We start from the raw sequence: 15539 nt of genomic DNA, 5'->3' as shown, positions 1-15539 counted from the left end.
TGTCTGGGATGATGCACAATGAAGATCCTTCACACCTCCGACTGGCATTTAGGCCAGAACTTCTTTACCAAGAGCCGCAAAGATGAACATCTGGCCTTTATTCACTGGTTGCTCGAGCTTGTGGCCAAAGAAAGGATTGATGCCGTAATCGTTGCCGGTGATGTGTTCGACACTGGTACACCGCCCAGCTATGCCAGAGAGTTGTATAACCAGTTTGTCGTTGACCTTCAAAAGCTAAATTGTGTTCTGGTTGTCTTGGGAGGCAATCACGACTCAGTGTCCACCCTAAACGAGTCCAGACAGATACTCGCCTGCCTCAATACTTTTGTGGTTGCCAGCGCCGGTATGGCTATGGAGGAACAGATACTCTCAATACCTAGCAAAGAAAGCGAAATTGGCGCAATTATTTGCGCAGTGCCTTTTATTCGCCCCAGAGATGTAATTCAAAGTCATGCTGGAGAGACGGGCATTGAGAAGCGCCAGGCCCTTGGGGATGCGATAAAACAGCACTACCAGTTACTTTTTGACATGGCACAACAGCAAAAACGTAGTCAGGGAGTTGATGTTCCCATTATTGCCACAGGGCATTTAACCGCCATGGGTGTATCTCAGTCGGAGAGTGTCAGAGACATTTACATTGGGACACTGGATGGTTTTGCGGCGGATGGGTTTCCGCCTGCTGATTACATTGCTCTGGGCCACATTCACAAGCCCCAGGTGGTCGCAAAATCAGAGTATATTCGTTACAGCGGTTCGCCCATTCCTCTGAGCTTTGATGAACTTGGCACTCAGAAACAAGTCATGCTGGTTGAGTTTGAAGGGGCGCAAAGAAAGGCGCTTGTCGCGGTTGATGTACCCGTTTTTCAACCAATGGCGGTATTAAAAGGTGACCTTGCCGAGCTTGAGAAAGAGTTGCAGCAGTATAGCGGCCATACCGATGCAAAGCCTGTTTGGTTATGCCTGGAGGTGGAAAACCAGGACTATCTTTCCGATCTCCAACAGCGTGTTCAGGCTATGGTCGAAGGGCTGAATGTTGAGGTTCTGCAGCTTCGCAGAGTACGCAATGCACAGCGTCAGTTGATGGCTCAACAACAAAAAGAAACACTGTCAGAACTTAAGCCTGAAGAGGTATTTGAAAAGCGCCTGGAAATGGAAAATTTTGACGGCGAGGAGGAACAAGCGAGGCTGCAACGTATACGCCAACGCTTTGGACAAATCCTGTCAGAAGTGCAGCATCAGGAAACAGAGGTATGAAGATACTTACCCTAAGGCTGAAAAATCTTAATGCTCTGAGAGGGGAGTGGAAGATAGATTTTTCTCAGTCCCCCTTTGCCGAAAATGGCTTATTTGCCATTACAGGCCCAACCGGGGCCGGCAAAACCACACTTTTGGATGCCATTTGCTTGGCGCTTTATCATCAGACGCCGAGGCTTGGCGTTATCTCAACCTCTTCCAATGAAATTATGACCAGAGGCACAGCCGAATGCCTGGCTGAAGTGGAGTTTGAAGTAAAAGGAACAGCCTATCGGGCCTTTTGGAGTATGCGCCGTGCCAGGGGCAACCCGAACGGCAATCTGCAACAGGCTGACACCGAGCTGGCTGAGGTGGCAACCGGCAGGTTACTGGCCAGCCAAATTCGTCACAAGGCCGAGGAAGTTGAAAAACTGACGGGGTTGGATTTTGCCCGTTTCACCAAATCCATGATGCTGTCACAAGGGGATTTTGCCGCCTTCCTAAATGCCAATGAAGGGGAGCGCGCGGAACTGCTGGAAGAGCTGACGGGAACAGAGATCTACGGCCAGATCTCCCAGCGAGTGCATGAACATCATGTGGTGGCTAAACAGAATCTGCGCGAGCTGGAAGCTAAGGCCGACAGTTTTCAACTGCTGACCCCAGAGCAAAAACAGCAGCTCCAGGAGCAACAAAGCCAATTGCTAAAAAGCCAACAGGCCTTGGATGAGCAAATCGGGCATTGGCAAGCGCATCTAAATTGGTGGCAGCAATTAACGGCTGCCAGGCACAAGCAAGCGCACACCAAAGAAAACGCTGAGCAAGCCAACCAAGCCATCGCGAGTGCCCAGGCTGAGCTTGAAAAGCTGGCCAGGAGTGAGCCTGCTGAGCGTTTACGAATGCCCTGGACGCTGCTGAATACTGTGACCAGTGAGCTTGAAAAATTAACTATTCAGATTAACCAGAAACAGCTTGCCAAAGAAGGGCTGGAAGAACAGCTTAAGGTAGCAACAGAAAACTTGGCCCAGGCAGAGCAGAGCCTGGAAAGCACAAAACAAGCGGCGCAACACCAAGAAGCGCTTATCACTGAAAAAGTGCAGCCTCTCGATTCGCAACTCCACACAACAGAGAGCAAAAAAGCGGATAAGCAGCAAGAACTGCTCCGCCTGCAAAACCAACTCACCGAACTAAAGCACCGAAGTGCAAGCTTCGTTGAGGAACTAAATCACTTAGATAAGCAAAAACAGACCATGCTCGAGTACCTGGAACGCCATAAGCTGGATGCGGCAGTTGGCGAGCACCTGGGGCGTTGGGCTTTACAGGTACAACAGATTGAAAAGGATAATCAGGCAGCAGTCGCTTTTAGTCAGGAACTCGAAAATCTTCAACAACAAATCGCGGCGATTGCGCTCGACAGAGAAAAGCTGCTCCATGCCAAGCTGCTGTATGCCGACACAACCAAACAGCATCAGCAACAGCTGGATGAGAAAAAACGTCAATGGCAGCAGTTGCTTGAGCTGGGGGATGAAAAAGAGTTAGACGCGAAGCTGGAAGCTATTCGCAATCGCTGGCCGGATTATCACAGCGCTAAGGTAGTGCAAAGAGACTACTTGCAACTGCAGGAGCAGAAAAACGCCTATGAGGCTGACAGGAATGCCTTACAGGATAAGATAAAGCAGCTGACCAGCAAGCGAAATGAGTTAGCCGAACAGTACAAAGTTCAGCATCAGCTTTTTGAAGATCTACGGCGACTGGTAAGCCAGGAAGAGCAACTGGTACAGTTTCGCCAGCAGTTAAAAGAGGGGGCAGAGTGCCCGCTTTGCGGGGCAACAGAGCACCCAAAACAGGCTGAGATGAGCGTTGATGTGCCACAAACCATCCAAAGGAAGGACGCAGCAGAAGCAAAATATAAGCAGATTGAACAAGAAGGAAAGCAGGTTCGCGAAGAGCTGGACGCTTGTACCAGGCAGGAAGGTGAAATTCAAAGCCGGCTGCAAGACAGTGCGCAAAAGCAGCAAGCCTTGGTAGCTGCCTGGCCGGCTCTGAGCGACCGGCTTCAATCTGAGGTTTCATTGACAGATGCTAATGGCCTGCAGGCGTTAGAGGTGAGTTGGAATAAGGAGGCGGATGATATCGGCGCCCGGCTTAAGACTCTGCGTCAGTTAGATAAAGCATGTCAGGGCATAAAGCAGCAGCTGGATGCCAGTTTGCGGGAACAAGACAAGTCCGAAGCGGAACATAAACTGCTGATGCAAAAGGAGCAAAGCCTGACAGATAGCCTGCATAAGTCACAAAGGCAGCACAATCAGGTACTTGGGGATGTCGATGCTAATCGAAACGCGTTATTAGGCCAAATTAGGGAGCAGGGTTTTGAGCCAGCGGGACAAGACTTGAGCGCATGGTTTGACACCAAAAAGGCCGATGTTGCTCAGTATCAGGCTCAGAGTCAGGCACTGCAACAAACCGAACAAGCTATGTCGGTAAAGCAGACGGAATGCAAAGCAGCAGAGCAGCAAGCGCGGGAATTAACCGAGCAGCAAGAGGTACTTAAGAAAACTGTCGATGAGTTAGAAGGGCTGCTCACTGTTCTCAGGCAGCAGCGCTTAGCGTTATTTGGGGACAAATCTGTCGCTGAAGCCCGGCAAAACTTAAATGAAAGGCTGAGACAGTCTGAGCAGACGCAGAAACAGCAATTTCAGAACCACCGACAGTCAGAGCAGGCCTGTTCAGAGTTATCTTCTTCCATCAAGGTACTGTTAAACAATCAACACGAGCGTAAGAAAGACTGTGAGCAGCAGCAGGCTAATTGGCAGGCGCTGCTGGATGCGAGCCCCTTTGATAACTTGCCAGATTTTACTCAAGCATTATTACCCGAAGAAGAGCGCACCAGGCTTGCTGAATTGAAACGCCGACTGGACTCAGAGCTGCACAGAGCTTCTACCTTGCTTGAAGAGGCCGATGCACAGTTAGCGCTGTTGACCAAAGCCGAGCATGCCCAAGAGTGGGAGAGCATCCCGCAGCAACAAGTTTCAGGTAACTTGCAGCGACTTCAGGGGGACAAAAACCAGGTGCTCGAGCGCAAAGGACAGATAGAGCAGCAATTGCAGGCTGATAAGGAACAAGGCGAGCGCCAACAAGAGTTGGGTAAGCAAATAGAAGCGCAAAAGCTAGAGTATGATGACCTTAGTTACCTTCACTCGCTGATTGGTTCTGCCAGCGGAGACCGCTTCCGTAAGTTTGCCCAGGGACTCACGCTAGATAACCTGGTATATCTGGCTAACAAACAGCTGGACAGATTACATGGCCGTTATCTGCTAAAGCGCAAAGACTCAGAAGGTCTCTCACTTAGCGTGCTGGATACCTGGCAAGGTGATGTTGAGCGCGACACCAAAACCCTGTCAGGCGGAGAAAGTTTTCTTGTCAGTCTTGCCCTTGCCTTGGCGCTATCCGACCTAGTCAGTTATAAAACCAGCATAGACTCTCTGTTTCTGGATGAAGGATTTGGAACCCTTGACTCCGAGACCCTTGATATCGCTCTGGATGCGCTGGATAACCTTAACGCCTCGGGCAAGATGATAGGGGTTATCAGCCATATCGAAGCGATGAAGGAAAGAATACCGACGCAATTAAGGGTAATTAAGAAAAGTGGATTGGGGGTGAGTGAGCTAGCCCCGGTTTTTCGCATAAGCTAGAAAAAAAAGCGGCAATTGGGAATAGGTTAGGCTGGCCACTAATTGAGATTTATTCCTGGCTCGTTACCGAGCCAGGAATACTGGGTTTTGTGGACTAAATCCGGCTAGATATAAGCTGCACTAGTGTGATGACCAAGTGTTCTGACCCCTTGATCACCTTGATCCTCGGACCCCTTGATCCTACGAAACCTTGTAGACGAAAACCCGGAGTTCTCAGAAATCCATAAGGCCGCTGATTCGGGGGACTGGGCGTCTTATACGAGGCAGATTGGAAATAGTGCTACTGTCGCTAATTTTCCCGTTGTTGTATTCACTGCCAACGTACTTCTATTACTCGCACGATTTGCGTAAATTTTCAGGCGGTTTTCGGGAGGTGGAGGTTAGATGTTTAAAGTGTTCTTGCTCCTTTATCATAGTTTGTGGTAATGCCTCCCTAAATTTCTCCTAAGTCCCATTGAGCATTTCCCCCTAATTGATTGTATTTACAGGAACTTTTCTCAAAGGCATACTTATACCTTATAAGCAGGTTGAATTTACATCTCAACCTGCGGTCCACTAGAAACTCTTAAGCGTATACTTTAGCTGATTCGAGTTCTAAATCAGATATAAAGTCCTGCATTGAATACAAATCTGAGTCTGTTTGCTCAATATCATGTGAGAAATAAAGCGCAAGACAAGGAGCGAGTATTGCCATAAATAAATCTCCTCCGCTAACTGATAATTTTTGAGCGGATTTTATGGCTTCTGCTGTTACTTCAGAAAATTTCAATTTGAATTCCTTAGCGGATATTTTTTTTGAGCTGCTGCTTGCGTCAATTTTATTCAATACCAAAATGCACGAAGTAGCTAGTGCATCCACTTTACTATGTTGAAACTTAGATTTTCGCTCGGAATGAATAGGCCATGAGCTCACAGGAGTGAATTTTGACCTTTTAATTGCTTCAAAAAGGTGAATCCAAGCTTCAATCTTTTTATGCCCATACATTAGTATTAATTGTCCGTCGTCTTTTAAAACTCTATGCTTTTCCATTAAGCAAGCAGTCATCTTCTCTTCAAAAAAATTACTATCCTTTGGTGATGGGGATAGTTTGTGCTTGCGATCGACAATAAGTTCGGCAGATTTCGGTGTCGACTTCTCTTGAAACCAATTTGGTAATTCATCCGACAGTAATGGCTTCATCCAGGAATAGAAAAAGTCGCTTAAGTAAGCGTAAGTTATTGAGTCAAAATATGGCGGGTCAATGACTACTATATCTACCGATTTATCATTTAGATCTAAGTTTGCGGCATCTAACTTACTCACGACTGCTGTAGTGTCAATATTACTGATATGGTCGATAATCTTGTTGAGCCATTTTACGGAGCTTGCCCAGCCACCTGCAAATTTTGTGTGAATTGGAACTTCGACATAGCTCCAAACCATAGAAATTGCTTGCCTAACAAAAATACTAGCAGGAAACTCTCCATTGGCTTGCCACCAAGAATGTTTATTGTTGTAAACCATAATTCTATTCAGGGATACAACGAGCATTAAATATCTTGCTTGATATTCTTGCTCTGATTTTGAACTTTTCCTTATTTTTTCCTTCATCAGCAGGACGGCATTAACGAGTTCCAGTAAGACATTTTTTTGCCTATTTGAAAATAATGATGAAACAGTTGATACTCCATACTGAATTGCCCATAGATGGCGAATCCCATTTAAATCCAATGGAATATCTAGGCAGTTAACTAAATGCTCTAGATTTCTATCAATATCTGAAGAATTAAACGCGTTTAGATCATCAACTGTTGGAGATTCGTATAGTTTATTACCATCACTATCTATGGATAACTTGGCATATAGAATATCACCTATACCGCCTGCTTTTCCTAGCTCCTGCAAATTAGACGTAGGAACTTCAAAACTACAGCATGGACACTTTGCTGTCTTTGTTGAAATTGTACCGATTGAAGCATATTCAATTTCTAATTTACTCTTTGGTTCGAAAATCTCGAATGAAATATGGTTTTCACTTGTAATAAGCTTCACTGCTCGGAGATTCTTTTTCTTAGAAAGCCACTTATTGGGAAGTAGAGGAACATCAGCATGACAGTTAGGGCATTCATACGTTCTGCACCACATGTAAGCCAAACTATCGGCAGCTCCAAAATGTTTACGGCCAATTTCATCGGCGACATTCTGAAAATCGGCTAGATCTCGCTTCATTTTCCGTGCTAGTTCTTTTCCGCCCGCAGGAATTAGTTCTAGAGCCAACTTTAGAGCAGTAGCCGCAACAGGATTAAGGTCGGAAGCATAAGTTGGCAGTCCTAATCTTATGGATTCCAATGGGATTGAGCCCCCACCAGAGAAAGAATCCAATACCACTGGTAAGCCGCCTTCCCGCAAAGAAATAATTTCCTTGGCTAGCCCCAGTAGTTCCATATTTTCGACATTAGACCAGTTTGAAAGATCTGCACTGAATCGCTCAATTCGAGCTAAATCGTTGTCAATACTGGGATAGAGTTTACAAAGTCTCGAATAAATCTCCGTGCTGTTCCTAATTCTGCTTAAACAGGGGGCTGAAGCAAGAAAAAGAGTTGCTCTACAAAGAGCCAAAGGTCTCCGTGCCCACCAGGGCTGTAATGTACTGATGTGACCTTGCCTAACAGACTTTTCTTTTCTGCATGCTTCGGAGATGTCTTCAATTGGAAATATTGTATTTATGTAACTCAAAATTCTTACTCCATACACTCAGATAACTCAATAAGTTTGGTATCTGATGGCAAAGCAGTATCCAACAGTACATTAAGGTCTTTTGCTGAAATCTTAGGGAATGACATTCTATGTTTTACACTAGGTCTATGATTTAAAATAAAATCGGCAGCGTTTTCTGAATTAAGGTATGCACAGAGGCCTTTGAGTAATCTAATGTTATTTTCTTTATGTTTTATAACGAGAACATCACCAGCACATAATGTAACTTCGTCATCATAAGCAGCACCTAACATCCGGTTCTCCCAGATTGGAACCCGTCTAACAAATAACTTTGGTCCCGAAAATCGCTCAATATCTTTGGGGTGTGCTAGGTGAGGTCCGTATTTGACCCACAATCTTTTTTTGTTAACCGAATAAGGTTGTATGTCACCAGTTCTAAGACAAGGAAGCCAGCCTTCAATTTCTATGTCTGAGCTGAAAGGTTTTTCGTTCTTAATCTCCTCAGATTGAGGAGGGTTACCTTCTCCGACAGCATATAATTTAAGCCCTGTAAGTACTTCGAATTCGCTACTGTTCGACTTGGCTCCTGATGTGCTAGCCAGAGTGAATTTAGTTCCTGCCTTATGAGTTACAATTACGTGACCGGTTGTTACACCTAGCGGACGTCCGTCTAATGGCTTATATTTTACGCCCTTAACGCGGTCTATGAAGGCTAAGGGCTGTAGAAAAATCATTTCAGTGCCAGCAGAAAATAACTCGTCACATAAATTGAAAAATCTATACTCTCGATTTTTTCCATACGGAGGATTTGCAATAACAATATTAATTTTTGATAGATAATCAGTGTATTCATTCGGTATGATGCTTTTCTTTAGAATAACTTCTGAATCTCCCTCGAAAATATGAACTTCGCTCTCAGGAATGCTAAGTTCATCAGAGATTCTCCTTTTAGCAATAGCGACCATATCCGGGTCTATGTCAAAACCGAAAATTCTATCCTGAATTTTTTCTATGCTTTTGTTTTTTAATGCTTTAATAGCGGAGAGTAGAAGGTTTCCATCACCACATGAAGGATCAAATACGTACCAATCCTCTGGCTTATTCTCTATGAGATTTACCATTTCAGCACCAACTGATAATGGCGTCATATATTGACCTAACTCATACTTTTTATTGCTCATTAACATTTTATTCCGTAAAGCATTCAAGTTCTATAAAACATTTTGTGTTAATAGATTTATCTCGAAGTTTTGTTATTTTGTTTTGATGTCGAGAACTTATTTTCTTTACTAAAATTAACTCGCAATCAATGTTTGAAACAGAAGACAAGTCAAGTCCACTATTTTTACTGATTTTTGACGTCCAATCTCTCCAGTTGTTATTGTCTAACAAAGATTCCCTCATCTCATCGAATCGAAGAATTATGTCTTCCGACACACTATCGGTAAGATTTATTTCAACTTCAACAAGAAGTATTGTATTCATTTTCAAGGCTACAATATCCGGATAACGCTGTTTGCTTGAACCGTTCAAAATGGGTATAGGAACTACTCCAACATGTACCGAATTTGGAATGCATTTGTAAACGATGTTCCATCCAAGCTTTTCTAGATAGTTTGCATATTTTTTTGTAATATTTCCTTGGCCAGCCATACTAAAAGCAGCTCCGGTGAATTTGTCTGATAGCCATCAGTTCGTGTTTCGTACAATCTGCTGCAAACTTCAGTTTTATATCCGATCTGATTTCGTCTTTATCCAACAGCTCTTTCAAAACTCTTGGCACGAGAACTGTGGAGTCGGCAGGAATCTGACTAATCAGGTTGATGAATTCAATTTTCCAATTGGGGTAGTAGACCCTAAACGTGCAAAGATACAGATTTTGGATATTCAGGATTTCTTCTATTGCTGCAACTACAGGTTTGGGTGTGCTTTTGAGCCCTTTGGAAGCTATCGATGAGACACTTTTCCCATGTATTAGATCTGATACTTTGAACAGATTATTATCCCAGTCCAATCGTTCTAAGGTTAAAGATGGATTGTCCTGTAGTAGTTTAATGTCATCATTCGAGAGGTCTTCTAAAAATTTAATGTTACAGCTCCCTCTGAGTTCTACCATTATATTTTTGAAGCGTTTACTTTTGTACCCCCTATCTCTCTGTTCTGAAACCCATGCGTGTTCTCTTGATAACTGGGGGAACCAGCATTCAAAAGACTTGGGTTTCAGTTCGCTTGGTGTGTAATCTATTTGGTCGAGTGTAAACATTAGTCGACCGTCAATTGAGTCGAATTGCCCCTCACCCCTTTCCCAATGGCCAGAGTCGGGTCTAGTATTATACACTTGGATCCACCTATCGCCTTGAACTTTTAAGGTGTTTGCTTCAGTGTGACCTGTATTTTGACAACAAGAGTTAGCAAGAGACTTTAGCTTTTCAAACGTACGTCCTACTTTTTGTTGTGAACCTGTATTTGGACTAATCTGGTTTGCCAAATAGTGGGCGAAAAATTCAGCATAATCTTTCCAATTAAACATGAATTTTTTGACTGTGCTTGGCACTGCCTCATCATCAACTTGTAGCTCATTAGTGGGTACGATTTGCTGGAGTACTGCTTGTCCTGCATTAACATACTCTTCTGCATTATGTAGGATGTCTAAATTTCTCTGTGAATGCCTGTTAGGTAGTCGATTTATACTCCCATTTGGGCGAACCTTTGAATACGGAGTAGCTATAAACCCATTCACTCCATACTTTTTACTTGCCCAAATGAATGGATAGCGCTTTTCTACATTTGAACCGTCAGGTGAGTGGACTGTTATCTCTATCCCGCCAATAACCTTACCAATGTTTTCACAATAAAAGAAAATATCGGGGTTTCGTATGGCTGCTATTTCATTAAGTGGAAAAGGTAGTTTTTCAATTTCTTTTTGTTTTTTTACGTTTATTGGCCCTTTGAAACTAAGTTCGGGGAAGCTAGAGTAATCATGCCTCCAAATATTAAGCCATTCATCAACAATTACTTCTAAGCATTCTGGCTCATCACCGTCCACAAAAATAGTTATAGTTATTTTATCCATTTGCATCATGCTTAGCTCCGCATTTACCACTTTTCGTTTCACAAACGTTAGTGTGCCTTAAGCAAGAACCTCTGTAAATGCATACAGTCTTTGTTGAAAGACTTTAAGCGTGAACTGCGCTATTACGACTTTTTACACGATGCGCGATACCGCGCCTGTAGTGGTCGCCTTTACCATCAGAAATACAGCAAAATGCACCTGTTCCAAGCTTTTGTGCGAACCACATGGCTTGGACAACTCGACAATCTTGGTAAGGCTTGGGATTTTACAGATAGGATGCTGCTGAACAGCGCGGATTTAGTGGAGTGGTGGCCCCTCCCAGACTTGAACTGGGGACCTAACGATTATGAGTCGTGTGCTCTAACCAACTGAGCTAAGGGGCCACATTTTTACAACTTAAACCAACTTTTCCACTATTACTACTTGGCCCCAGTGATTATGAGTCGGGTGCTCTAACCAACTGAGCTATAGGGCCATTGGGAGGTGCGTTTTATGCCATTGCGGTGTAAAAGCGAGGCGCAGTATAAGCAGTTTTGTCAGTGCTGTCATCAGTTTGCAAAGCTTGTATGGACCAAAAGGCGAATATTTGTTCAGCTGTGGGGCTATGTAGCGTTGCTTTGGTGGGAATAGAAGGACGCGGCTGACTTGGGCTGGCTGATATCACTAACAGGGCTGCTAACCCTGCTAGTGATAGCCTTGGATTACAGGGGCAGCGGCATAGGCTCGCCATTTAGCAGTGCTTCACCTTCTTTAAGGCTGAAGTTGCTTTGGTAGCCTTGCTCGGTTTCCACCAAAATCCCTTGTTGCTGAATCATTTCCAGCATCATAGGGGCTTGCTCCTCAGCGATTTGTTCTGCCTGTTCTTTGTCTAACCGGCCAAAATCAATAGCCTGTTGCATCTGGCCGAGCATTTGTTGCTTGGCCACAAATAACAAGACCTCTTTGTCGGCTGTCAGCTCGGCATCCACTAGCAGATTGTTTAGCCAAAAATCGCTGCGCATCCACTCGCCGTCAAACATATCGTCTACGTTTTCGACTTTTATCTGGCTATTGATATAACCGCTAAACTTACCCATGGGCAGAGTGCCGCTAAGTTTGGATAAATTCAGCGCCGGGCTGTCTTCCAGTGCGAAGGGCAGGTTATCTTCAACAAACTCCATCATGGCCTGAGGATCGGCCATGTCGCCAGAGCGGGCCAGCTTCTGGTACTCCATCATGACGCCTTCGTTGAGGTTTTGCATTTGTACCTCAAGTGCCAAATCGCTACTTTGGTATCCGGCCACTTTCAGTTCCTTGGCCAGATACGCGATATGCATATCGCCGGTGGCTTTATCAGCGTTACGTGTGGTTTGCACTTCAATGGCCAGGCCCTTGGCATCCACTTCGCCAATGTCGGTGCCCGGTACGTTGATGGCCAACTGGTCTAAGACTAGGCGGGTTTGGCTGTCATAGAAGCCACCTTCCATCATGGCGCTCACGCTGACATCGGCGTCCATTTCAATGCGCAAATCCTTCAGCGTCAGGCGGTTTTCACCGTTTTCTTCGCCGACCAGATTATTGGCATGACCTTGGTAATAAATCCGGTTGCTGGTGATCTCACCACCACCTTGGTAACCGCTGAATTGAATATGGCTATGCTGTCTTTCCTGAAAGCGCAGGGCAGGGATTTCGTCGCTGAAGCTATGGCTACCGAACAGGCTGGTTACGCCGGTCAACTGATAAAGGGGTTGGTCTTCAGCCCAGGTTAAGTGCTTGCGCAGACTATCTGCTTCCATATCTGCCTGCCAGGCCGCCAGACCTATCAGCCCCTGGGATGAAAACAGCACCGGCCCGTGTTTGATGGCCAGGTTAATGCTGAGAGGGGGAAACTCCGGCATATCTGCTGCGGCGGCCGGGTCCAACTGTGCTATATCAAACTGAACGGCAATAGTGGCCGATGACTTGAACCAGCTTCCCTGATATTCAGTGATGCTGGCGCGGTAACCTGCTTGCTGATTGAGTTGTTCAACCTGCTGTTGCACTACTTGTTCTACGTGCTGGCCAATAAAGTAGGGGGAGACGACAGCGGCAGCAACGGCAATGGCCGCCATACTCAATATGAGTCCTTTTTTCACAGATATTCCTTGGTGAGAAGCGAATGCGGACGCGAAACCTACTAGATTCTGCGCCGCTTATCCAGTACCAAACAGATAACCAGGTATAAAAGCAGCCAATAGGTCGCGCCGCCGCCACCGCCATTGTCGGCTGGGGGGCTGGCGACCGGGGCGACTACCTGAATAGTGATTTGGTCGCTGCTGCTAAGGCCAAAAATGTCGGTGGCGGTTAGTTGCAGGATAACTTGTCCGGCTGTGGCCGGGGCAACAAAGGCGGTGAGCACCCCATTGCTGCTAAGCGCTATGTTTGGGCCGCTGACTTGCTGCCAGGTGTAGCTGAGGCCGTCCTGATCATCAGACGCGCTGGCGTCGCGCAGGTTGACTTGAGCGCGGGTGTTAACCTGGCGATCGCCCCCCGCATTAACAACGGGGGCCTGATTACTGTCATCGTCTAACAAGGTTATAGTTAAACTGGCGGGCTGTCCCAGTATTGTGTCCCCTTGTGCTTGCAAAACCAGTTGCAGTGTTTCACTGGCTTCATGGAGACTGTCGTCTAGCGGTTGCAGGCTGATTTCCCTGATGCGCTTATCGCCGTCGGGCCAGGTGAGGGTAGTGTTCACGGCTTGGATATCTTCACCTACTGTGGCGGTTTGGCTGAGCAAATGATAGCTCACAGCAAGCTCGCCGCTTTGCCCGCCAATACGTTGTACCTGTACTGTGTACGCGGGCTGGTTTTCCCGCAGGCTGATGGCACTTTGACTAAAGGCAATCACGCCGGGCGGTTTTTTTCCGGCAATGTCGATTCTGCTCAGGCTGGTTTGCCCTAGGGTGGCCCCGTTGCGCGGGTCGAATAAGCGCACAAAAAAGCTTTCGGTGGGTTCATTGTCCAGGCTGTCCGATAGGATTTGTAAGGTAATAGTGCGAGCGCTCTGTTCTTCACCTGACCAACTGAGACGTCCTGATGTCTCAACGAAGTCAGCAGCGGTGGCGGAGCCAGCCAAGGTTTCGTAAGCCACCTCGATAAGGCCCGGGGCGGTGCGTTGTGGTGTTACCTCGAGGAGCAGGTCCTTCCCTTCTTCGGTGCTAATGCGGGCCTGGCTTAAGCTGATGCTGGCCAGCGGGCTTTGGCGGGTATTGTCTCGCAAGATATACAGGCCGCTATTGATATCGCTGACCAGAATCAGGCCACTGGGCAAAAAAGGATAAACGCCCCAGGCACCATTGAAGGTGGTTTGGTCGCTGGCAGGGTAGGTATCAAAAAAGCCAGCTTGGGTAGGCTGAGTAGGATCGCTGATATCCAGTACGGTAAGTCCGCGTTCGTAATTAGACATATAGTAGCGATTGCCGCGCACAAAACCATTATGGTCAATAGCCTGGGTGGGACCTGTCCAGGTGCCGACAAGCTGCGGTGCACTGAGATCGCTGATCTCAAAAATGCGCAACGTGGTGTTCAGGCCCAACCTGGACTCATCCAGCTCATCATGCACCATAATGTAGCCTTTATCTTCACTCCACCACCCTGAGTGTACGTATTCAGCATCGGCATAAGTAGTGGTGCTGAGCTGTTCACTTTGCTGATTGTGTTGTTGCCAGAGCCTGAATTCTTGTTCATTAAAGTCCAGCAGTATCAGGCAGCCTAACGCATCGGGCTGACACTGACTGGCCGCTCTTTGGTCGTTGATGACAAGAGAAGCAGCGTCATGGCTATAGTCTGTGCGCGCTGCTGCGGGGCTGGCGTAATGCAGGCTAAGATTAGTGGGGTTGGCCAGACTGTAACCATGCAGCGAACCGAAGCGATTGTCGGCACCGCTGATATTGACCAGCGGCTTGTGCCCAGAAAGGGGAATATTCAGGCTATAGTCCACATTACTGATATACAGATTATGCGCGCCGCCATGCAGTGTCTGGCGCTTGACCAGGCTTACCTGAGTGGGCAACTGATTCAGGTCAATAATGCTAAGGCCCTCAGAAACGGCATCTGCGGTGGCATAGGCATAAGCCTGCCAAACGCCAAGTTGGGGATCAAAGTATTGGTACACCTTGATATCCCGCCACAATGTGGATTGCCCGGCAATATGCCCAACCAAAGCGGGGTTAGCCGGATCGGCCAGGCTAACCACCGCTACGCCATTAGATAAACCAATCAGGGCGTATTCTGTACCGGTGTTTAAATCAATATGTCCCCAGATATCGTTTGCCGAGGAGGGATTATTCAGTGCGCTGAGCGGAAGGTGACCCACCAGATCGATATTGTGACAGCTGAAAGTGCCCGCCAGGCCATCTTCACATAGCTGGGCTGATTGTTGTTGGTTGAGCGCCTGCACCTTATGCAAACCTTGCTTAAATTCATCTGATGGGCCGGTGTGGCGGTCTTGTATCGGCATAAAGCCCTGTTGGGAAAGGCGTTGTAAATACTCGGGGGGAATGCCGCTCACAAAGGTGGTATGGCTGTCGGGCGCCTGGGTTTGATACAAGTCGATACGACTGTATCCGCCTAGAACCGGCACTAAATTACCCAGTAGCGCTAATAATTCTTGTTCGGACGCTGCACTGTAATGTCCTGTTGCCACCAGTACCTTGTCACCTTTATTGGCGCGGCTGACGGCGTAGGCGATAGTCCGGCAAGGGCGCAGCCGATTGTCACATACGCCCAGATCCTGACCATCTGCGGCCACAAATCTGGCTTTATCGTGTTCACTATGGCTCAAAGCGCCTTGACTGAGTAGCGCCGAAACCAGCATCATAGGCAAAAG

Annotated in this window: 8 protein-coding genes, 1 tRNA gene and 1 pseudogene; 2 read left to right on the top strand and 8 right to left on the bottom strand. The window is 46.6% G+C overall.

The features are described from left to right. The first annotated feature begins 18 nt into the window (after nt 1-18). Nucleotides 19-1254 carry an exonuclease subunit SbcD gene (sbcD, locus tag IEX02_RS06700; protein ID WP_188692163.1) on the top strand — a complete coding sequence of 412 codons (1236 nt, stop codon included), beginning with the start codon at nt 19-21 and terminating at the stop codon, nt 1252-1254. Continuing rightward, on the top strand, nt 1251-4922 hold the full coding sequence (locus tag IEX02_RS06695) for an AAA family ATPase (protein WP_188692160.1): 3672 nt from the start codon (nt 1251-1253) through the stop codon (nt 4920-4922). Before sbcD ends, IEX02_RS06695 begins: the two co-directional genes overlap by 4 nt. A gap of 565 nt (nt 4923-5487) precedes the next feature. Here IEX02_RS06695 and IEX02_RS06690 read toward each other — a convergent pair. The 8 genes and pseudogenes from IEX02_RS06690 to IEX02_RS06660 form a co-directional block, all read right to left on the bottom strand. After that, nucleotides 5488-7347: a hypothetical protein gene (locus tag IEX02_RS06690; protein WP_229702124.1), complete on the bottom strand. Its 1860-nt coding sequence runs from the start codon at nt 7345-7347 to the stop codon at nt 5488-5490. 159 nt (nt 7348-7506) lie between these two features. Further along, nucleotides 7507-7656 (bottom strand): annotated as a pseudogene (locus tag IEX02_RS20560) (DUF1156 domain-containing protein); the annotation flags it as partial. Then, the gene (locus IEX02_RS06685; RefSeq protein WP_188692153.1) at nt 7644-8801 is read right to left on the bottom strand and encodes an N-6 DNA methylase; all 1158 of its coding nucleotides are present in this window, start codon (nt 8799-8801) and stop codon (nt 7644-7646) included. The pseudogene IEX02_RS20560 and the gene IEX02_RS06685, both read right to left, overlap by 13 nt. 7 nt (nt 8802-8808) lie before the next feature. Continuing rightward, on the bottom strand, nt 8809-9273 hold the full coding sequence (locus tag IEX02_RS06680) for a hypothetical protein (protein ID WP_188692150.1): 465 nt from the start codon (nt 9271-9273) through the stop codon (nt 8809-8811). 1 nt (nt 9274) lies between these two features. Beyond that, nucleotides 9275-10702, bottom strand: a complete 1428-nt coding sequence (locus tag IEX02_RS06675) for a hypothetical protein (protein ID WP_188692147.1) — start codon at nt 10700-10702, stop codon at nt 9275-9277. A gap of 297 nt (nt 10703-10999) precedes the next feature. Beyond that, nucleotides 11000-11076 (bottom strand) — tRNA-Ile (locus IEX02_RS06670). A gap of 318 nt (nt 11077-11394) precedes the next feature. Further along, entirely contained in the window at nt 11395-12807 is a 1413-nt protein-coding gene (locus IEX02_RS06665) for a YdgA family protein (RefSeq protein ID WP_188692144.1), read from the bottom strand. A gap of 41 nt (nt 12808-12848) precedes the next feature. Next, on the bottom strand, nt 12849-15530 hold the full coding sequence (locus IEX02_RS06660) for a choice-of-anchor B family protein (protein ID WP_188692142.1): 2682 nt from the start codon (nt 15528-15530) through the stop codon (nt 12849-12851). Nucleotides 15531-15539: the final 9 nt, after the last annotated feature.

Origin of the sequence: Bowmanella pacifica, assembly GCF_014645355.1 — a bacterium.
GTDB lineage: Bacteria > Pseudomonadota > Gammaproteobacteria > Enterobacterales > Alteromonadaceae > Bowmanella > Bowmanella pacifica.
Note: the sequence above shows the minus strand (reverse complement) of the source record. Positions and strands in the feature narration are given on the sequence as shown.